This window comes from Aliihoeflea sp. 2WW (assembly GCF_000497755.1).
Classification (GTDB): Bacteria; Pseudomonadota; Alphaproteobacteria; order Rhizobiales; family Rhizobiaceae; genus Aliihoeflea.
In genome coordinates this window covers 78196-95392 of sequence record NZ_AYOD01000001.1, presented here as the reverse complement: position 1 = coordinate 95392, position 17197 = coordinate 78196, and the positions used below count along the sequence as shown (strand labels likewise).

Genomic DNA, 17197 nt, shown 5'->3' with positions numbered 1-17197 from the left:
CCGGCGATCTCGCCGGCTTTTTTCTTATCCCAGCCAGCCGGTCAGGCGGCGGATCGCCTCGGCGATGTCGTCATTGCTGCCGGCATATGAAAACCGCATGTAGCGGTTGCCTTCGAACGGATCGAAATCGCGCCCCGGAGTTGCGGCGACCCCCGCCTCGTCCAGCATCTTCGCCGCGAACGCCATGCTGTCGTTGGAATGCCGCGTCATGTCGCAATAGGCGTAGAACGCGCCATCCATCGGCGCCGCGAAGGCGAAGCCGAGTTTCGGCAGCGCGTCGGCGAACATGGCGCGGTTGGCGAGATAGCGCTCGCGCACGGCTTCCAGCTCGCTCGTCGCATCGAAAGCTCGTGCGGCTGCGATCTGCGAGAGGTCCGGCGCCGAGATGTAGAGGCTCTGCTGAATGCGCTCGATGGCGCGCACGAGCCGCTGCGGGGCAATCATCCACCCGATCCGCCAGCCGGTCATGCAGTAATATTTGGAGAACGAATTGATGACGGTCACGTCGTCGTCGAAGGCGAGCGCGGTGACGTCGTCGGCCGTGTAGCAGAGCCGGTGGTAGATCTCGTCCGAGATAGTGCGGATGCCCATTTGCTTGGCGGCTTCGACGAGCGCCTTGAGTTCGTCGACCGGGATCACCGCGCCGGTCGGGTTGGCCGGGCTGGCGAAGAGCAGGCCCTTGAGCACTTCCTCGCGATGCACCCGCTCCAGTGCTTCGGCCGTCAGCCAGGCGGCGCCTTCGAGGTCGATTTCGACGACCTCGATCCCAAGCGCCTTCATGATGTTGCGATAGGCCGGATAGCCCGGAACGGTGATCGCCACCTTGTCGCCCGGATCGAACATGGCAAGGAAGGCGAGGTTGAAGCCGGCCGAGGACCCGGTCGTCACCACCACGCGATCCGCCGGCACGTCGAGCCCATAATGGTCGCGGTAGTGTCCGCAAATGGCCTGCCGCAATTCCGCCCGTCCGAGCGCGTCCGTATAGCCGATCGCACCATCCGCAAGCGCCCGGGCAGCGGCCTCGCGAACGATCCGCGGCGCGGGGTCGGAAGGCTGGCCGACCGCGAGCGACACGACGCTTCGCCCGGCCGCGCGCAACGCATTGGCACGCGCCAGCACGTCCATGGCATGGAACGGCTCGACTTCGGAACGGCGGGAAACGAGGATTGGCGACAAGGCTGGCAACTCCGGCGGACGGTCAGGGGTCGCACAAATGCCCGATTGGTATGGGGATCACAAGTCCACGAGCCTCGCGGGTCCGTGCTTTTCATCGCCGCCCGGCTCGACTAGGGATAGACACGTTCGTCCAGGGAATCGTCATGTTTCTGTCCGCCAGGCGCGTCTTCAAGTCCCTACTGACCGGCCTTGTCGCCGCTCAGCTCGCTTTCGCACCCATGTCTTCGGCGCATGCGCAGCGCAGCGTACCCGTCGTCCGCGACGCCGAAATCGAGGCACTTGTGCGGGACTATGCGCGGCCCATCCTGGAAGCCGCTGGCCTCTCGCGGTCCAATATCGAAATTATTCTGGTCAACGATCCCGCTTTCAACGCCTTCGTCGCCGGCCGGCGCATGTTCATCAACACCGGCGCCCTGCTGCAGTCCGAGACCCCCAACGAGATCATCGGCGTCATCGCGCATGAGGCTGGTCACATCGCCGGCGGCCATCAGCAGCGGTTGCGCGATCAGCTCGCGGCTGCACAGACGATGGCCATCGTCGCGGGTCTGATCGGCATCGGCGCGGCCGTCGGCGGCGCTGCGAGCGGCACCGGTGGTCTCGCGCAGGCAGGCGCCGGCCTTGCGATGGGTGGCGGCGAGGTCGCGCGGCGCGGCCTGTTGAGCTACCAGCGCACCGAAGAGATCACCGCCGACCGCTCCGCCATCACCTATCTTGAAAAGACGGGCCAATCGGCCCGCGGCATGGTGCGCACCTTCGAGCGCATGGCGAGCGGCCTCGCCCTGACGGGCCGCCAGATCGATCCCTACCAGATCAGCCATCCCCTGCCGCGCGAGCGCATCCAGAATGTTCAGGAACTGGCGCAGGCCAGCCAATACTACAACCGCGAAGACCCGCCTGCCCTGCAAAGGCGTCATGACATGATGCGCGCCAAGATCGCCGCGCATACGCAGGGCCAGTCCGCCACCTCGCGGCTTTTCCGCGATACGCAAGGCATGCCTGCGCGCTACGGCGACGCCATCGTGACCTATCTGTCCGGGTCGCCCGCGGCGGCCCTGCAAAAGGTCGACGCGCTGGTCGCGGCCGAGCCGAACAATCCGTATTTTCACGAATTGCGGGGTGAAGTCCTGATCCGCGCCAACCGGCCGCAGGACGCCGTCACCGCATTCGAGCGTGCGGCAAGGCTCGACAGTTCGAACTCCGGCTTCATGCAGTTCGGTCTCGGCCAGGCACTGCTCGCCGCCGGCGGGCCGGATGCGGCAGGCCGCGCCGTCGACGCGTTGACGCAAGGCCTGGCGCGCGCGCCGGAATATGTCACCGCCTATCGCTATCTCGCCCAGGCCTATGGCCAGATGGGCGAAATCGCCGAGGCCGAGCTTGCGACGGCAGAAGGGCACTACTACAGCGGCAATTTCCGCGAGGCGCGCCAGTTCGCCGCGCGCGCCCAGTCGCGACTGATGCCGGGCTCACCGAGCCATGTGCGCGCGCAGGACATCATCAATCAGAGGCCGGCCAACTGACCGGCCGCAAGAAGGAACCGAAATGAACGCTTTGATCCCCGCCGCCGCGCTTGGTGCCGTCGTCGCCCTTGGAATGGGCGCTGCCGGCTATGTCGCCGGCTCGTCGTCGACGGCCCCAGTCCCGGCCACCTCTGCCGCGGCGGCATCGGCAGCGCCGGACCGCGCCGCCGTCGAGGCGATCGTGCGCGACTATCTCGTCACCAATCCGGAAATCATGATCGAGGTTCAGCAGGCGCTCGAAACCCGCCAGGCCGAAACGCAGCGCGTCGCCCAGACGGAAATCATCCGTTCGGCCGAGAACGAGATCTTCAATGCCTCCTATGACGGCATCATCGGCAATCCCGAGGGCGACGTCACCATCGTCGAGTTCTTCGACTACAATTGCGGCTACTGCAAACGGGCGTTGCAGGACATGGAAGCCCTGGTCGAGAGCAACCCGGACCTGCGCTTCGTCCTGAAGGAATTTCCGATCCTCGGGCCGGATTCGCAGCGCGCGCATGTCGTCTCCATGGCGTTCCACAACCTTTGGCCGGAAAATTACGGCGCCTTCCATCGCGACCTCCTCGCCGGTGAGGCCCGCGTGACCGAGGACGAGGCGATCCTCGCCGCCGTCTCGCACGGCGCAGACGAGGCCGCGCTACGCCAGGAGATGCAGAACCCCGACATCATCGCCGCCTTCCAGGCGACCTATGCGCTTGCAGAACAGCTTTCGATCACCGGCACGCCGTCCTATGTGGTGGGCGACGAGGTCGTGTTCGGAGCGATGGGCCAGGAAGTTCTCGCCGAGAAAATCGAGCAGGTTCGGGCCGAAAACCCGTCCTAATCAAGTTTTCGACATGTTTGTCGCCTGTTGAAGGTGTCCTTGCACCCCGCAGCCTTTGCGTTGCGGAACAAGGCGACTATAGAGGGTGCGTCGCGCACCAAGCGCGCCGCGTGGAAACGTCTGAATGCCCAAAAACATCCTGATCCTCAACGGCCCCAATCTCAACATGCTCGGCAAGCGCGAGCCCGGCATCTACGGGTCGAAGACGCTGGCCGATATCGAGAACGATTGCCGGGTCGAGGCTGAGAGACTGGGATACGGGCTCGACTTCCGCCAGTCCAACCTCGAAGGCGATCTGGTGACCTGGATCCAACAGGCACCGGACCTCGCCGCAGGTCTGATCATCAATCCCGCCGGATACGGCCATACCTCGATCGCCATGCACGACGCGCTGCGGCTCCTGTCGATGCCGATCGTCGAGGTTCACCTGTCCAATATCCACGCGCGCGAGGAATTCCGTCACAAGACCATGGTGGCGCCGGTCGCAACCGGCATGATCTGCGGCTTCGGCCCGATCGGCTACACCTTGGCCATCCAGGCACTTGCCGCCCGGCTTTGACCGGAGAAAACCAAGAAAAAGGGCGAAATCAATGTCGACCAAGAAAGCCGGCGTAGACCAGCAACTGATCCGCGAACTGGCGGGAATCTTGAACGAGACAAACCTGTCTGAGATCGAGGTCGAGCAGGAGGACCTGCGCATTCGCGTGTCGCGCCATGCGGCCGCCCCGGTCCATGCCTATGCACCGGTTCCGGCCGCCGCGCCGGCCCATCATCCTGCCCCCGCCGCCACCGAGGATCGCCCCGCCGCACCCGGTGCCGCCGATCCGACCCGCAATGCGGTCCCCTCGCCGATGGTCGGCACCGCATACCTGTCGCCGGCGCCCGGCGCACGTCCCTTCATCGAGGTTGGCCAGGCAATCAAGGAAGGGCAGACGCTCCTCATCATCGAGGCGATGAAGACGATGAACCAGATTCCCGCGCCCCGGTCCGGCAAGATCACCGCGATCCTGTGCGAGGACGCGCAGCCGGTCGAATTCGGAGAGCCGCTGGTCGTGATCGAATAGGAGCGACCATGTTTCAGAAGATCCTCATCGCCAATCGCGGCGAAATCGCGCTCCGCATCCTTCGCGCGGCCAAAGAGCTCGGCATCCAGACGGTCGCCGTCCATTCGACGGCTGACGCCAATGCCATGCATGTGCGCCTCGCCGACGAGAGCGTGTGCATCGGCCCGCCGCCCTCGCGCGATTCCTATCTGAACATCCACCAGATCGTCGCCGCCTGCGAGATCACCGGCGCGGACGCGATCCACCCCGGCTACGGCTTCCTGTCGGAGAACGCCAAGTTCGCCGACATCCTCGCCGCCCACAACATTACCTTCATCGGCCCCTCGGGCGACCATATCCGCGTGATGGGCGACAAGATCGAGGCCAAGCGCACCGCCAAGCGTCTCGGCATCCCGGTCGTTCCCGGCTCCGAAGGTGGCGTCACGGACGAGGGCGAAGCCAAGCGCATCGCCGCCGACATCGGCTATCCCGTCATCATCAAGGCATCTGCCGGCGGCGGTGGTCGCGGCATGAAGGTTGCGCGCGACGAGACCGAGCTTAGCGTGGCGCTCGACACGGCACGCACCGAGGCGGCCGCAGCCTTCGGCGACGATGCGGTCTATATCGAGAAGTATCTCGAAAAGCCGCGCCATATCGAAGTGCAGATTCTGGGCGACGGACGCGGTAATGCGGTGCACTTGGGCGAACGCGATTGTTCTTTGCAGCGCCGTCACCAGAAGGTCTGGGAGGAGGCGACGTCGCCCGCGCTGAACGGCGAAGAGCGCTCCAAGATCGGCGATACCTGCGCCAAGGCTGTGGCCGACCTGGGCTATTCCGGCGCCGGTACGATCGAGTTCTTGTACGAGAATGGCAAGTTCTACTTCATCGAGATGAACACACGCCTGCAGGTCGAGCATCCGGTGACCGAGGCGATCACCGGTATCGATCTCGTTCACGAGCAGATCCGCGTCGCTTCGGGCAGCGGCCTGTCGGTCACGCAGGACGACATCCGCTTCAACGGCCACGCGATCGAGTGCCGCATCAATGCCGAGGACGCGCGCACCTTCGTGCCCTCGCCCGGCACGGTGACGACGTTCCACACGCCGGGCGGCCTCGGCGTGCGCGTCGATTCGGCGGTCTATTCGGGCTACAAGATCCCGCCCTATTACGACAGCCTGATCGGCAAGCTCATCGTCCACGGCCGCAACCGCGTCGAGTGCATGATGCGCCTACGCCGCGCGCTGGACGAGTTCGTCGTCGACGGCATCAACACCACGCTGCCGCTCTTCCGCGACCTCGTCGGCAATCCGGACATCGCCAATGGCGACTACGACATCCACTGGCTCGAAAAGTACCTGGCCCAAAAGCCCTGAGGGCGCCTTAGGATGAGCCGGCCCTTTGCTCCCGGTTTCACGATCCCGACCGATCTCCTGCTGCGTGCCTACGCGGCAGGAGTGTTCCCCATGGCGGAAAATGCCGGCGATCCGGAAATCTTCTGGGTCCGGCCGGAAATGCGCGGCATCCTGCCGCTCGACGATTTCCACATCCCCCGCAGCCTCGCAAAGACCGTTCGCCGCGCGCCGTTCGAAATCCGGTTCGATACCGATTTCGAGGCCGTCATAACCGGCTGCGGCGCGGCACGCCCCGGCCGTCCCAACACCTGGATCAACCTGCCGATCCGCGCCGCCTATGCGCGCCTTTTCGCCATCGGCCATTGCCATACGGTCGAAGCGTGGAAGGATGGCGAGTTGGTGGGCGGCCTTTATGGCGTGACGCTCGGACGCGTGTTCTTCGGCGAGAGCATGTTCAGCGTCGAACGCGATGCCTCGAAGGTCTGCCTCGTCGCCCTCGTCGAACGCCTGCGCGACAAGGGTTTCGACCTCCTCGACACGCAGTTCACCACCGAGCACCTCAAGCGCTTCGGCGCGGTCGACGTGCCGCGACGCAAATACGAGACGATGCTGGAAAAGGCGCTCGATGGAGAGCCGGCGACGTTTTAGGGTGTGTTGAGATTCAGGTCTGGGCGTGCCGAAAATGGCAGATTTCGAGAACCGGAGCGGAATGTACATTTGGTACATGAGCACCGGAAGCGCAGAAAGCTGACATTTGCAGGCCGCTCAGGCCTGAATATCGACACACCCTGTCAGCCTTCGGCCGATTCAGGCGCCGGCACGTCCGACTGCTGCTTGCACGCCTTCAGCCAGACGTCATAGACGGCATGCTCGACGGCGTTGAGACCGGGGCTTTCGGCAAACATCCAGCCGGAGAAGATGCGCCGGATCTTGCGGTCGAGCGTGATCTCGTCCACCTCGACGAAACTGTCCGTACGCGGTTCCTGGCCCTCCCCGGAGGAGTAGCAGATCCGCGGCGTCACCTGCAGCGCGCCGAACTGGACGGTCTCGTCCACATAGACGTCGAAGGAGATGATGCGTCCGGTGATCTTGTCGATGCCGGCAAACTCGGCGACCGGATTGGTCACGCGCTGGATCGGCACCTCGGTCGGCGCCTCTTCCATCGGCAGTTCCTCGAAAGAGCCGCCCTCCGCAGGCGCTTCCTCGTAGATGAACTCGTCGTCCGGCGGCAGGTCGAACTGGAGGTCCTGCGCGAACGAATTGCCCGGAGCGGCAAGCCCGGTTGCGAAGACGAGTCCCGCGATTGCGCCTGCCAGTCTCGATGTCATCCTTGAAGCCCTGTTAGCTGAGTCGTGACCCGACTTGGCCTAGCCGTCGATTGTGGCGAGACGATTGTTGCGCCCCGATCAGTTGCCGGGCGTCCAGGCGTCGTAGTCGCCGGTCACGCGCGGCCGCTGCTCGTGCGTGGCGACCGAGCCCTTCGGTCGGTAGGCGAAGCTCGTGCCCGTCAGGTTGGGCAGATGCGGCTTCTGCCACTCGCGCGGCTGGTAGTTGTCGTCCTTCGGCGGCGTGTCGACGCGGTGATGCATCCAGCCATGCCAGCCGGGCGGAATCATGCTGGCTTCCGCATAGTCCTTGTAAATCACCCAGCGGCGCGTACGCCCCTCGGTGTCGACGCCGCCCTCGTAATAGAGATTGCCGAACTCGTCCTCGCCCACCGGCCTGCCGTGCCGCCAGGTATGAAAGCGCGTGCCCAGCGTCTGGCCGTTCCACCAGGTGAAGAACTGCGTGAAGAAGGTTTTCATAGACATTCGCACATCCGCAACTGGGTGCCCAATCTTCCCCGCCTTATGGCGTTCCGGGCAATCGATGACAAGGGCTCAGTCCGCCCACATGATCGGGCGTTCATAGATATCGGCGGGGATGCCCGAATCGGGCCGCCCGCAACTTGGCGTCTGCCCGACCTTGGCGAAACCCTGCGCCAGATAGAAAGTGACCGCCTTCGCATTGGCTTCCTCGACTTCGAGCCGCACCTTGTCCGCGTCGGGAAAGCAGCCCTCGATCTCGTCGAGCAGCAACCCGCCAATGCCGCGGCCCTGGCTGTCCGGGCGGACGTAGAGCTGATGCAGCATCACGGTCTTGCCTTCGTCGATCGCCGTCGCATAGACGACCCCGCCGATCTGCGTGCCGTCATCGGCGACGAGGAACTCCGACAGCGGGGATTCAAGCTGCGCCTCGAGCGCCGCCATCGAATGCCATTCGGCGATGATCTCGTTGACGCGCGCCTCGCCATAAATCGAGTCGTAGGTGGCGTGCCACGTTTCGGCAAGGAGCGCCTGGACCGCCTTCAAGTCGCGCTTCGAGACGGTCCGGACGAACACTATTCGATCCCCAGACGCGCCTTGATGAGGTCGTTGACCGCCTGCGGGTTGGCCTTGCCGCCGGTCGCCTTCATCACCTGGCCGACGAACCAGCCGGCCATTGTCGGCTTGGCGCGCGCCTGCTCGACCTTGTCGGGGTTGGCGGCGATGACGTCGTCCACGGCCTTTTCGATGGCGCCCGTATCGGTCACCTGCTTCATGCCGCGCGTCTCGACGAGCTGGCGCGGATCGCCGCCCTCGGTCCAGACGATCTCGAAGAGGTCCTTGGCGATCTTGCCGGAAATCGTGCCTTCCTTGATCAGTTCGATGATCCCGCCGAGCTGGTCCGGCGAGACAGGCGATTCGGCGATGTCCTTGCCGGCCTTGTTCAAGGCACCGAGGAGGTCGTTGATGACCCAGTTGGCCGCTGCCTTGCCGTCACGCCCCTCGGCGACCTTTTCGTAGTAGTCGGCGATCGCCTTGTCCGAGACGAGGATCGACGCGTCGTAGACGGAAAGGCCGAGGCTCTCGATCAACCGCGCGCGCTTGTCGTCCGGCAGTTCGGGCAGATGTGCGGCGAGCGCATCGACATAAGCCTGATCGAATTCGAGCGGCAAAAGGTCCGGATCGGGGAAATAGCGGTAATCATGCGCCTCTTCCTTGGAGCGCATCGAGCGCGTTTCGCCCTTGGAGGGGTCGAACAGCCGCGTTTCCTGGTCGATCGAGCCGCCATCCTCCAGAATAGCGATCTGGCGTCGCGCTTCGGATTCGATCGCCTGGCCGATGAAGCGGATCGAATTGACGTTCTTGATCTCGCAGCGCGTGCCGAACGGCTCGCCCGGACGGCGCACCGAGACGTTGACGTCGGCGCGCAGCGAACCTTCGTCCATGTTGCCGTCACAGGTGCCTAGATAGCGCATGATGGTGCGCAGCTTGGTCACATAGGCCTTGGCCTCGTCGGCCGAGCGGATGTCCGGCTTGGACACGATCTCCATCAGCGCGACACCGGAACGGTTCAAGTCCACATAGGACATGGTCGGATGCTGGTCGTGCAGCGACTTGCCGGCGTCCTGCTCGAGATGCAGCCGTTCGATGCCGACCTCGATCTCCTCGAACTCGCCCTTTTTGTCCGGCCCGACCGAGACGAAGACGATCCCCTCGCCGACGATTGGCTGCTTGAACTGGGAAATCTGGTAGCCCTGCGGCAGGTCCGGGTAGAAATAGTTCTTCCGGTCGAACACCGAGCGGTGGTTGATCTGCGCCTTGAGGCCGAGCCCGGTGCGGATCGCCTGCTTGACGCATTCCTCGTTGATGACCGGGAGCATGCCCGGCATCGCCGCATCGACGAGGCTGACATTGGAATTCGGCGCCGCACCGAACGTGGTCGACGCGCCTGAAAAGAGCTTCGACTGCGACGAAACCTGCGCGTGGATTTCCATGCCGATGATGATTTCCCAATCGCCGGTCGCCCCGGAAACAAGGCGCTTGGGATCGAGCGTGCGGGTATCAATGAGCGTCATCGTCTGCCTGGCGTTCGCGATGGTCGGAAGTGTTCCGGTTGGCTAGACCAATCGCGCCCGCGAGGCAAGGTTTTCGCAAGCAGGGCGTTTCAGGCGGTTGCGATATACTGGCGGATTTCGTCGGCTTCGCGCTCCACATCCTCGATGCGCTGCTTCACCACGTCGCCGATCGATACGATACCGGCCAGCCTGCCCTCGCGTTCGACGGGCAGATGGCGAAAGCGGCCGCGCGTCATCAGTTCCATCACCTGGTTGACGGTATGGCCCTCCTGGCAGGTCCTGACCTTGGCCGTCATCGCGCTCGACACCGGCTCGTCCAGCGCGACGGCGCCGCGCAGGCCAACCTGGCGAACGATGTCGCGCTCGGAGAGGATGCCGGCGATCTTTTCGCCCGCCTTGGTGACGACGACCGCGCCGATCCGCTTTTCGCCCAGGAGACGCGCGGCCTCGCCGAGCGTCATCTCCGGCTCGACCGTCACCACGTCGCGGCCCTTGGCGTCCAGAATTGCCTTCACCGTCATGCGTACCTCCTCTGCGGCATTCACAACGGTATGGTGCGCCGGGCTCGAACGCATTTCAAGCGCCGCGCCTTCACGGGACGTGTCTTGCCGTCAACGGCGGTCGAAAAGGGCGAGGCCGAAAAATCCCGCTAGAAGACCGCCAATATGCGCTTCCCACGCGATCTGCCCCACACCGGGCGCAATGGAGCCGAGCCCCATGGCCAGGTTCATGACGAACCAGACGAGCAGGAACATGAATGTCATGCGGTGACGCAGAACGACGCTGACCGGCAGGATAGGCCCGGTAAAGGCCGGCTTGCCCGCGAATCGGTCGATCTGGAAGGCGAAGCGCGCCGCCGCGCCCATCATGCCCGAGATGGCGCCCGACGCACCGACGACCGGCGTGGGATCGCCCGAATGCAGCACATAGTGGAGCCCCACCGCCGCAAGCGCCGTGAAAATCCAGAACGCGACGAACCGGACCGCCCCCATGCGGTGGGCGAGCGGCGAGCCGAATGCGGCGAGCCAGACCATGTTGACCGCAAGATGCGCGATCCCGCCATGCAGGAACGCGTAGGTGACCGGCCCCGCATAGGCGTAGGCGTCTATGATGTACTGCCCGGAATAGCGGATGGGGATGAACGCGAAGCGCGCGATGACGCCAATATCCTGCGGTTCGGTAAGCACCAGCATCCGCACGGCATGCACGCCGACGCAGATCGCGATCAGGACGACGACGATCGCCGGCAGATTGAAGATCGGCTCGCGTCGCGGCGGTGGCGTCTCGCGCCATTCGTCGTCCGGGGATGTATCGATCGGGCGTGGCTGGTCCATCATGGCTCTCTTGCGCGTCAGCCCGGACATAGAGGCCGGAACCGGCCGCTGCCAGTGCAGGTCGCAAAAGAAAGCCGTTCGAAGCGATGACTTCGAACGGCCAATCGAGCCCCCTGCTCCCGCAGCGCGACTGGAGTTGCGCTGGGTTTTCTGCTTCCCGTGACCTGGAAACTGTCACGAGGCGCTCGCGCTGGCAACGTCAACCTTTCGTTAACCTTAACGTCCCTCAGAAGCGTTAAGAACTCCTAACAGGGCTGGCACGCCCCCTGCATCCTTGGCCATGTGATGACCACTGCCAGGCCGATTCGTCCCAATCCGGGACGTGCGGCGGAAAAAGACGGGAGCAGGCTTTGATGAAAATGGACGGCACGATCGCGATGTTCCGATATTGGAACATGCTGCGCGCCGGCCGCCCTGCCCCGTTTCGCACGGATATCGACCCGACGGCGATCAAGGGACGTCTTCCCGACACGTTCATTCTCGAATTCGACGATGCGGATGAACCGCGCTTCCGGCTGGCTGGAACGAACGTCTGCTCGTCATTCGGTCGTGAATTGCGCCATGTGCCCTTCGGCGAAATCTGGCAGGCCGACGACCGAGACGCTGTCGACGCCCTCGGCAAGGCGACCTTGAACCAGAGCGCTGTGGTGCTTGCGCAGGCGCACGGCAAGAGCCGCCAGGGTCGCCTGGCAGCCTTCGAATTGCTGCTGCTGCCGCTCGATGCCGGCCCGGGCCGCCCGCGGGCGATGGGTCTTGCAACCGCGCTCGAGCGTCCATTCTGGCTGGGCGCGCATCCCCTGTCGGCGCTGGTGCTCGACGAGGCGCGCCTGATCGATCCGGACGCCATGCCCGCGATCGACATGGGCGAGCGGACGCCGAGCCTCGCCCCGCACGATCTGGAACCGGCCGAACGCGAGCGCACGCGCCGCGTCCGCCACCTTGTCGTTCTCGACGGCGGACGCACGCAGGACCGCTGACACCTGTCGCGTACGCTATTCGCGATCTGCCTTCGAGCAATTCGGATTACAACATGTTAACGACTGCGGCGCTATTTTGACCCGCAGTCAGTTGGACATGTCCGACGGAATTGGCGGGGGCTGAGGCGAAGATGAGTTCAGCGGCGTTGCAAGTCGCTCCGGCACGAAACGAACGTCGCAGTTTCCAGCGCGTCCGTGTGAAGATCTATGGCCGCTTCATGCTCGAGGATCGTTCCGAGCATCCCTGCCAGGTCATCGACATGTCGCCCGGCGACGTGGCGATCCGCGCCGATCGTCCCGGCGAACCCGGTGAGCGGGTGATCGCCTATCTCGACCATATCGGCCGTGTCGAGGGCGTGGTGACGCGCCTGACCGAGGACGGTTTCGCGATGACGGTCATCGCCTCGGAGCGCAAGCGCGAGAAACTCGCAGCGCAGTTGACCTGGCTTGCAAACAAGCACGAGCTCGACCTGCCCGAGGATCGCCGCCACCAGCGCGTGGCACCGCGCAATCCGATCACCGTCCTGCAACTCGGAGATGGCCGGCAGTATCGCTGCCGCATCGTCGACCTGTCGCTCTCGGGCGCCGCGGTCGAGATCGAAGTCCGCCCGGCACTCGGCGTCCAGGTCACGCTCGGCGCGATGCGCGGTCAGGTGGTGCGTCATTTCCAGGACGGCATCGCCATCGAGTTCGCCGCCCTTCAGCGTGAGGAAACGCTGGAAGCCGCCTTCTCCGACCGCTGATCCGACCTCCCCGCAATCATCGAAGGGCTGGCCTCGCGCCGGCCCTTTTTGCATTCCCGGCCTGCCGGATCACATGGTTACTATTGGCTGAAGCAAATTCGAACAATTTGAATAAGTATTGATTCAAATATCGATTGTATTTTACTCGAATATACACTTGACTTTTCGCGTGGAATAAATCGGCACCTGTCATTGTCTCTTCAAACGGGGAGACAAGAAGATGGGGACTTCCAAGTATAACAAGGTTGCGCTCGCAATGGCAGGTCTTTTTGCCATGGTCGCCACCTCCGCCGCCGCGCAGCCTTTCATGCATGTCGGCGGCCTGACCACGCAGCCGGTCGGTCATTATGATTTCTGCCAGCGGATGCCGGCCGAGTGCCAGCCGACGGCCGATGCGAATTCGCCGACGGAACTGACCCGCGAATTGTGGGCCGAGATCGTCAACGTCAACAACGTGGTCAACATCGCCGTGCGTCCGCGCACCGACATGGAGATGTGGGGCATCGAGGAATACTGGTCGTATCCGGTCAATGGCTATGGGGATTGCGAGGATTACGTCCTCGAAAAGCGCAAGCGCCTGATCGAGCAGGGCGTGCCGGCCTCGAACCTTTTGATCACCGTGGTGCGCCAGCCCAATGGCGACGGCCATGCCGTCCTGGTGGTCCACACCTCGATGGGGGACTTCGTCCTCGACAATCTCGAAATGCGCGTCCTGCGCTGGAACGAGACCGAATACAGCTTCCTTAAGCGCCAGTCGTCGCAGCACGCCGGAATGTGGGTCGGCATCAATGACGACCGCGACATCCTGGTCGGCAGCGTCGCCGCCCGCTGAGCATGTGAAAAGCCCGGTCGAGCCCCCACTCCCCGTCCGTTCGGCCTGGCCGGAGCCGGTTCTTCCCCGAGAACCGGCTCCAACTTTTCAGTCGACGCGCTTCATGCCTTTGGTAAAGCGCTTGCCATTGGCGACATAACTTGCGGCAGAGGCGCGCAGCGCGTCCTCATTCGAAAGCGTGCGGATCGCCTTGGCGGGCGAACCGACGATCAGCGAATTGTCGGGAAACTCCTTGCCCTCGGTGACGAGCGCGCCGGCGCCGACCAGTGAATTCCTGCCGATCTTCGCGCCATTCAGAATGATTGCGCCCATGCCGACGAGCGAATTGTCGCCGATGGTGCAGCCATGCAGGATCGCGCGGTGGCCGATGGTGCAACCCTTGCCCACCGTCAGCGGATAGCCCGGATCGGTGTGCATCATCGAATGCTCCTGCACGTTGGAGCCCTCGCCGATCTCGATGCGCTCATTGTCGCCCCGAAGCACCGCGCCGAACCAGACGCCGACATCCCTGCCGAGCCTGACCTTGCCGATCACATGTGCATCGGGCGCGATCCAGTTCGTGTCGCGATCGTCGAATTGCGGCCCGACGCCGTCGAGTTCATAGACCGGCATTCTCTTCCTCCACGCGGTTGCTTTACGCCGCGTTTACCATGTTCGCGCGAGGATGAAACCGCCGAACCGGCAGGCGAAGATTCCCGAACAGAGCGCGATGACCGACTTCACACGTTTCGACAATGCCACGATCGAGGAGGTCGGCAGCGGCTTCATGATGAAGATCTTCTACGTCTTCATCGCGCTGGCGCTGGTCTCGGTCGGCATCAGCTATGCCGGCAAGACCTTTGGCCGCGCCATCGCCCTTGCCGGTCATTCGGACGATGCGACAATCCAGGGCGTCGTGATCGATGGCGAGATGATCGCGGTGCCGGCCAACATGATCCGTTTTGCCAACGACCGCCGTTCCGGCGAGGCGAAGCGTCTCGACCTCTATCTGTCCTGGCCGCGCCTCGAAGGCTATTCGGAAGCCGAGCGCGCGCTGTTCAATCACGCCGACGGCGACCACCGGATCATCTTCGCCAGCTTCGAGCCGCGCTCGATGCCCCTCGACATGTCGAGCCGTTTGACGCCGATCTATCGTTTGCTGATCGAGGAGCCGGGCGAACCGGCCGAAGCGGGGCTCGTCGCCCATCGCTTCATCGAGGCGTCGGGCTATGGCGACGAGATGCTGATCGTCGACCCGACGCGTTTCACTGCGCCTTTCGTCGCCCGCTGTCTGACAGGAGCGGAAGCCGATACCGCGCTGGCGCCTTGCGAGCGCGATATCGATGTGGGTGCCAATCTGTCGCTGCGTTACCGCTTCCCGCGGGCGCTGCTCGAAGACTGGAAGGCACTGGACGCCGGCATGCGTGCGTTCGCCGTAAAGGCGCTGCAACCGGCGACGTGATCAGGCCAGATCGACGTCGAGAATGGCCATCGAGAAATTGTAGGACAGCTCGCCGTCATCCTCGTCCTTGAAGATGATGCCCAGGAACTCGTCACCGACATAGAGCTCGCAGGAATCGTCCTTGCGCGGACGCGCCTTGACCTCGAGCTGCGGGTTCTGGAACGTCCGCTTGAAATAGGCGTCGAGCTTTCGGATTTCTTCCGGTTTCAATGGGATTACTCCGGTCCTGGTTGGGAAAGAGAGGGGCTTCTGGCACGCACTCGACGGGCATGTAAAGCCAAAAGCGCCCCTTTCAACCCGCCGGCGGGTTAACCCTGCGAGGCCTGCGCGCTCAAGAGCTGGTCCATCGCCCGCGAGGGTTCCTCGCACCCGGCCTCCCCCACGATCCGCGCCGGCACGCCGGCAACGGTCTTGTTGTTGGGCACGGATTGGAGCACGACGGAGCCCGCCGCCACCTTGGTGCAATGGCCGATCTCGATATTGCCGAGGATCTTCGCGCCCGCCCCGATGAGCACGCCATGGCGGATCTTGGGATGCCTGTCGCCGCCGGCCTTTCCCGTCCCGCCAAGCGTCACGCCGTGCAGGATGGACACGTCGTCCTCGACCACCGCCGTTTCCCCCATGACGAGCCCGGTCGCGTGATCGATGAAGATACCCTTGCCCATGATGGCTGCGGGATGGATGTCCGTCTGGAAAATCGCCGAAGACCGGCTTTGCAGGTACAGCGCAAAATCCTTGCGTCCCTTCGACCACAGCCAGTGCGCCAGCCGATGCGTCTGGATCGCGTGGAATCCCTTGAAATAGAGCACCGGCATCAGGAAACGGTCGCAGGCCGGGTCGCGGTCGTAATAGGCCTGGATGTCGACGCGCACGACCGAACTCCAGTCCGGATTGTCACGCTGCATCGCCTCGTAGGTCTGCCGGATCAGGTCGGCGCCGAGATCCTGGTGGTGCAGCCTTTCGGACAGGCGATGGATGACCGCGTCCTCGAGGCTGTCCTGGTTGAGGATCGTCGCATAGAGAAAGGCGGACAGCAGAGGATCGGCCGCAACGGCCTCCGCAGCTTCCTGGCGCACCGCGCTCCAGATCGGATCGACCGGCTGCACCTGGCTGCTGCGCGCCTTCATCGAGATGGTCATCGGCTTCCCCTGTCGTCGGGCTTGGCAGTCCGGGAATTCTAGTCCACACACGAACCGGTTTGAACTCAGATTTCCTTAACTTCGCTTCAGGTGGCGTAAATTGTTCGAGATTCAAGACGGTTTGGTAAAGCCTGGCTTTCGTGTCAACCGCAACGGCCATGTCGTGTCGCTCGAAATCGCCCGGCCCGAGAAGAAGAACGCCCTGACCGAAGCCATGTGGCTGGACCTTGCGGAAGTGCTGGAGGCGCTCGGCAGCGATGCCGATAATCGTGTCATCGTCCTTTCGGGCGCCGGCGGAAATTTCTGCGCCGGCGCCGACATCGCTGAGTTCGACACGGCTCGGCGCGGCGCGCGCGCAGCGGTCTATGAGGAAGCCAATTCCCGCGCGTTCCGTGCCGTTCGCGACTGTCCTTTGCCTACCATCGCGGCGGTGGACGGCATCTGCTTCGGCGGCGGCTTCGGCCTTGCCGCGGCGTGCGACCTGCGCATCGCATCGCCCGGCGCGCTGTTCAGCGTTCCGGCGGCCAGGCTCGGCCTTGCCTACCCCGTCGACGCGATGGCCGACATCGTCCATGCCCTCGGGCCGCAACTGTCGCGCTACATGACCTTTTCGGCCGGGCGGCTCGACTCTGCCACGGCCCTCGCGCTCGGCTTTCTCCTCGAAATGTCGGACGAGCCGCCCGCGATCGATCGCGGGCTCGAGATCGCCCGAGCGATCGCCGACAATGCTCCCTTGTCGGTGCGCGCCTCGAAGGCGGCGATCCGCGCGGTCCTGACGGGCGATGCCGGCGACGTCCGCAAGGCCGGCGAACTGGGAGCGGCGACATTCGCCAGCGCGGACTACGAGGAAGGTCGCCTCGCCTTCGCAGAAAAACGCACGCCCTCCTTCACGGGCCGCTAATTCAGCATTCGCTTACCACACGGCTCTGTGATCAATCTC

At 64.0% G+C, this 17197-nt stretch carries 21 protein-coding genes; 11 read left to right on the top strand and 10 right to left on the bottom strand.

Going from position 1 to position 17197, the window contains the following annotated elements; all coding sequences use genetic code 11:
• Positions 1-24: 24 nt before the first annotated feature.
• Positions 25-1125 carry an aminotransferase class I/II-fold pyridoxal phosphate-dependent enzyme gene (locus ALII_RS0100455; RefSeq protein WP_051375743.1) on the bottom strand — a complete coding sequence of 367 codons (1101 nt, stop codon included), beginning with the start codon at positions 1123-1125 and terminating at the stop codon, positions 25-27.
• A 194-nt stretch (positions 1126-1319) separates the two neighbouring features.
• Here ALII_RS0100455 and ALII_RS0100450 point away from each other — a divergent pair, with 194 nt between their 5' ends.
• The 6 genes from ALII_RS0100450 to aat all read left to right on the top strand — a co-directional run bounded on the left by ALII_RS0100450 (position 1320) and on the right by aat (position 6559).
• A complete protein-coding gene (locus ALII_RS0100450; RefSeq protein ID WP_029660051.1) occupies positions 1320-2693 on the top strand; it encodes a M48 family metalloprotease in 1374 nt (457 codons plus the stop codon).
• Between the two features lie 22 nt (positions 2694-2715).
• Entirely contained in the window at positions 2716-3516 is an 801-nt protein-coding gene (locus tag ALII_RS0100445; RefSeq protein WP_024585376.1) for a DsbA family protein, read from the top strand.
• A 124-nt stretch (positions 3517-3640) separates the two neighbouring features.
• Positions 3641-4075 (top strand): type II 3-dehydroquinate dehydratase, encoded by a 435-nt coding sequence (aroQ, locus tag ALII_RS0100440; RefSeq protein ID WP_024585375.1) that lies wholly within the window; start codon positions 3641-3643, stop codon positions 4073-4075.
• A 31-nt stretch (positions 4076-4106) separates the two neighbouring features.
• Positions 4107-4580 carry an acetyl-CoA carboxylase biotin carboxyl carrier protein gene (accB, locus tag ALII_RS0100435; RefSeq protein ID WP_024585374.1) on the top strand — a complete coding sequence of 158 codons (474 nt, stop codon included), beginning with the start codon at positions 4107-4109 and terminating at the stop codon, positions 4578-4580.
• Positions 4581-4588: 8 nt separating this feature from the next.
• Positions 4589-5932, top strand: a complete 1344-nt coding sequence (gene accC / locus ALII_RS0100430; RefSeq protein ID WP_024585373.1) for an acetyl-CoA carboxylase biotin carboxylase subunit — start codon at positions 4589-4591, stop codon at positions 5930-5932.
• 12 nt (positions 5933-5944) lie between these two features.
• Positions 5945-6559, top strand: a complete 615-nt coding sequence (gene aat, locus ALII_RS0100425) for a leucyl/phenylalanyl-tRNA--protein transferase (protein ID WP_024585372.1) — start codon at positions 5945-5947, stop codon at positions 6557-6559.
• Between the two features lie 143 nt (positions 6560-6702).
• Here the strand turns inward: aat and ALII_RS0100420 are convergent, their stop codons facing one another.
• The 6 genes from ALII_RS0100420 to ALII_RS0100395 all read right to left on the bottom strand — a co-directional run bounded on the left by ALII_RS0100420 (position 6703) and on the right by ALII_RS0100395 (position 11125).
• A complete protein-coding gene (locus ALII_RS0100420; RefSeq protein WP_024585371.1) occupies positions 6703-7239 on the bottom strand; it encodes a DUF2155 domain-containing protein in 537 nt (178 codons plus the stop codon).
• A 78-nt stretch (positions 7240-7317) separates the two neighbouring features.
• Positions 7318-7716: an NADH:ubiquinone oxidoreductase subunit NDUFA12 gene (locus ALII_RS0100415; RefSeq protein ID WP_024585370.1), complete on the bottom strand. Its 399-nt coding sequence runs from the start codon at positions 7714-7716 to the stop codon at positions 7318-7320.
• A gap of 75 nt (positions 7717-7791) precedes the next feature.
• On the bottom strand, positions 7792-8292 hold the full coding sequence (locus ALII_RS0100410) for a GNAT family N-acetyltransferase (protein WP_024585369.1): 501 nt from the start codon (positions 8290-8292) through the stop codon (positions 7792-7794).
• Positions 8292-9791 (bottom strand): Asp-tRNA(Asn)/Glu-tRNA(Gln) amidotransferase subunit GatB, encoded by a 1500-nt coding sequence (gene gatB / locus ALII_RS0100405; protein ID WP_024585368.1) that lies wholly within the window; start codon positions 9789-9791, stop codon positions 8292-8294. Before gatB ends, ALII_RS0100410 begins: the two co-directional genes overlap by 1 nt.
• Before the next feature lie 89 nt (positions 9792-9880).
• Positions 9881-10312 (bottom strand): CBS domain-containing protein, encoded by a 432-nt coding sequence (locus ALII_RS0100400; RefSeq protein WP_024585367.1) that lies wholly within the window; start codon positions 10310-10312, stop codon positions 9881-9883.
• Positions 10313-10402: 90 nt separating this feature from the next.
• The gene (locus tag ALII_RS0100395) at positions 10403-11125 is read right to left on the bottom strand and encodes a rhomboid family intramembrane serine protease (RefSeq protein WP_024585366.1); all 723 of its coding nucleotides are present in this window, start codon (positions 11123-11125) and stop codon (positions 10403-10405) included.
• 353 nt (positions 11126-11478) lie between these two features.
• Here ALII_RS0100395 and ALII_RS0100390 point away from each other — a divergent pair, with 353 nt between their 5' ends.
• From ALII_RS0100390 to ALII_RS0100380, 3 genes are all read left to right on the top strand, one after another.
• Positions 11479-12102 carry a PAS domain-containing protein gene (locus ALII_RS0100390; RefSeq protein WP_024585365.1) on the top strand — a complete coding sequence of 208 codons (624 nt, stop codon included), beginning with the start codon at positions 11479-11481 and terminating at the stop codon, positions 12100-12102.
• Between the two features lie 131 nt (positions 12103-12233).
• Positions 12234-12845, top strand: coding sequence for a PilZ domain-containing protein (locus ALII_RS0100385; protein ID WP_024585364.1), 612 nt, complete (start codon positions 12234-12236; stop codon positions 12843-12845).
• A gap of 220 nt (positions 12846-13065) precedes the next feature.
• A complete protein-coding gene (locus ALII_RS0100380) occupies positions 13066-13677 on the top strand; it encodes a transglutaminase-like cysteine peptidase (protein WP_024585363.1) in 612 nt (203 codons plus the stop codon).
• 87 nt (positions 13678-13764) lie between these two features.
• On the opposite strand, the gene ALII_RS0100375 is transcribed toward ALII_RS0100380, so the two are convergent.
• Positions 13765-14289 (bottom strand): gamma carbonic anhydrase family protein, encoded by a 525-nt coding sequence (locus ALII_RS0100375; RefSeq protein WP_024585362.1) that lies wholly within the window; start codon positions 14287-14289, stop codon positions 13765-13767.
• A 97-nt stretch (positions 14290-14386) separates the two neighbouring features.
• Between ALII_RS0100375 and ALII_RS0100370 the strand changes: the two genes are divergently transcribed.
• Entirely contained in the window at positions 14387-15118 is a 732-nt protein-coding gene (locus ALII_RS0100370) for a hypothetical protein (RefSeq protein WP_024585361.1), read from the top strand.
• Here the strand turns inward: ALII_RS0100370 and ALII_RS0100365 are convergent, their stop codons facing one another.
• On the bottom strand, positions 15119-15328 hold the full coding sequence (locus ALII_RS0100365; protein ID WP_024585360.1) for a DUF3126 family protein: 210 nt from the start codon (positions 15326-15328) through the stop codon (positions 15119-15121).
• 98 nt (positions 15329-15426) lie between these two features.
• Complete coding sequence (gene cysE, locus ALII_RS0100360; protein WP_024585359.1) at positions 15427-16257, bottom strand: serine O-acetyltransferase; 831 nt, start codon at positions 16255-16257, stop codon at positions 15427-15429.
• Positions 16258-16357: 100 nt separating this feature from the next.
• Here cysE and ALII_RS0100355 point away from each other — a divergent pair, with 100 nt between their 5' ends.
• Positions 16358-17158: an enoyl-CoA hydratase-related protein gene (locus tag ALII_RS0100355; protein ID WP_244437236.1), complete on the top strand. Its 801-nt coding sequence runs from the start codon at positions 16358-16360 to the stop codon at positions 17156-17158.
• Positions 17159-17197: the final 39 nt, after the last annotated feature.

What these genes read in the sequence shown, in the direction of transcription:
- ALII_RS0100375 (WP_024585362.1), bottom strand. Translation starts at nt 14,289, where the DNA reads ATGCCGGTCTATGAACTCGACGGCGTCGGGCCGCAATTCGACGATCGC.
- aat (WP_024585372.1), top strand. Translation starts at nt 5,945, where the DNA reads ATGAGCCGGCCCTTTGCTCCCGGTTTCACGATCCCGACCGATCTCCTG.
- accB (WP_024585374.1), top strand. Translation starts at nt 4,107, where the DNA reads ATGTCGACCAAGAAAGCCGGCGTAGACCAGCAACTGATCCGCGAACTG.
- accC (WP_024585373.1), top strand. Translation starts at nt 4,589, where the DNA reads ATGTTTCAGAAGATCCTCATCGCCAATCGCGGCGAAATCGCGCTCCGC.
- aroQ (WP_024585375.1), top strand. Translation starts at nt 3,641, where the DNA reads ATGCCCAAAAACATCCTGATCCTCAACGGCCCCAATCTCAACATGCTC.
- ALII_RS0100420 (WP_024585371.1), bottom strand. Translation starts at nt 7,239, where the DNA reads ATGACATCGAGACTGGCAGGCGCAATCGCGGGACTCGTCTTCGCAACC.
- ALII_RS0100395 (WP_024585366.1), bottom strand. Translation starts at nt 11,125, where the DNA reads ATGGACCAGCCACGCCCGATCGATACATCCCCGGACGACGAATGGCGC.
- ALII_RS0100455 (WP_051375743.1), bottom strand. Translation starts at nt 1,125, where the DNA reads ATGGACGTGCTGGCGCGTGCCAATGCGTTGCGCGCGGCCGGGCGAAGC.
- ALII_RS0100415 (WP_024585370.1), bottom strand. Translation starts at nt 7,716, where the DNA reads ATGAAAACCTTCTTCACGCAGTTCTTCACCTGGTGGAACGGCCAGACG.
- ALII_RS0100380 (WP_024585363.1), top strand. Translation starts at nt 13,066, where the DNA reads ATGGGGACTTCCAAGTATAACAAGGTTGCGCTCGCAATGGCAGGTCTT.
- cysE (WP_024585359.1), bottom strand. Translation starts at nt 16,257, where the DNA reads ATGACCATCTCGATGAAGGCGCGCAGCAGCCAGGTGCAGCCGGTCGAT.
- ALII_RS0100385 (WP_024585364.1), top strand. Translation starts at nt 12,234, where the DNA reads ATGAGTTCAGCGGCGTTGCAAGTCGCTCCGGCACGAAACGAACGTCGC.
- ALII_RS0100400 (WP_024585367.1), bottom strand. Translation starts at nt 10,312, where the DNA reads ATGACGGTGAAGGCAATTCTGGACGCCAAGGGCCGCGACGTGGTGACG.
- ALII_RS0100445 (WP_024585376.1), top strand. Translation starts at nt 2,716, where the DNA reads ATGAACGCTTTGATCCCCGCCGCCGCGCTTGGTGCCGTCGTCGCCCTT.
- ALII_RS0100450 (WP_029660051.1), top strand. Translation starts at nt 1,320, where the DNA reads ATGTTTCTGTCCGCCAGGCGCGTCTTCAAGTCCCTACTGACCGGCCTT.
- ALII_RS0100390 (WP_024585365.1), top strand. Translation starts at nt 11,479, where the DNA reads ATGAAAATGGACGGCACGATCGCGATGTTCCGATATTGGAACATGCTG.
- ALII_RS0100370 (WP_024585361.1), top strand. Translation starts at nt 14,387, where the DNA reads ATGACCGACTTCACACGTTTCGACAATGCCACGATCGAGGAGGTCGGC.
- gatB (WP_024585368.1), bottom strand. Translation starts at nt 9,791, where the DNA reads ATGACGCTCATTGATACCCGCACGCTCGATCCCAAGCGCCTTGTTTCC.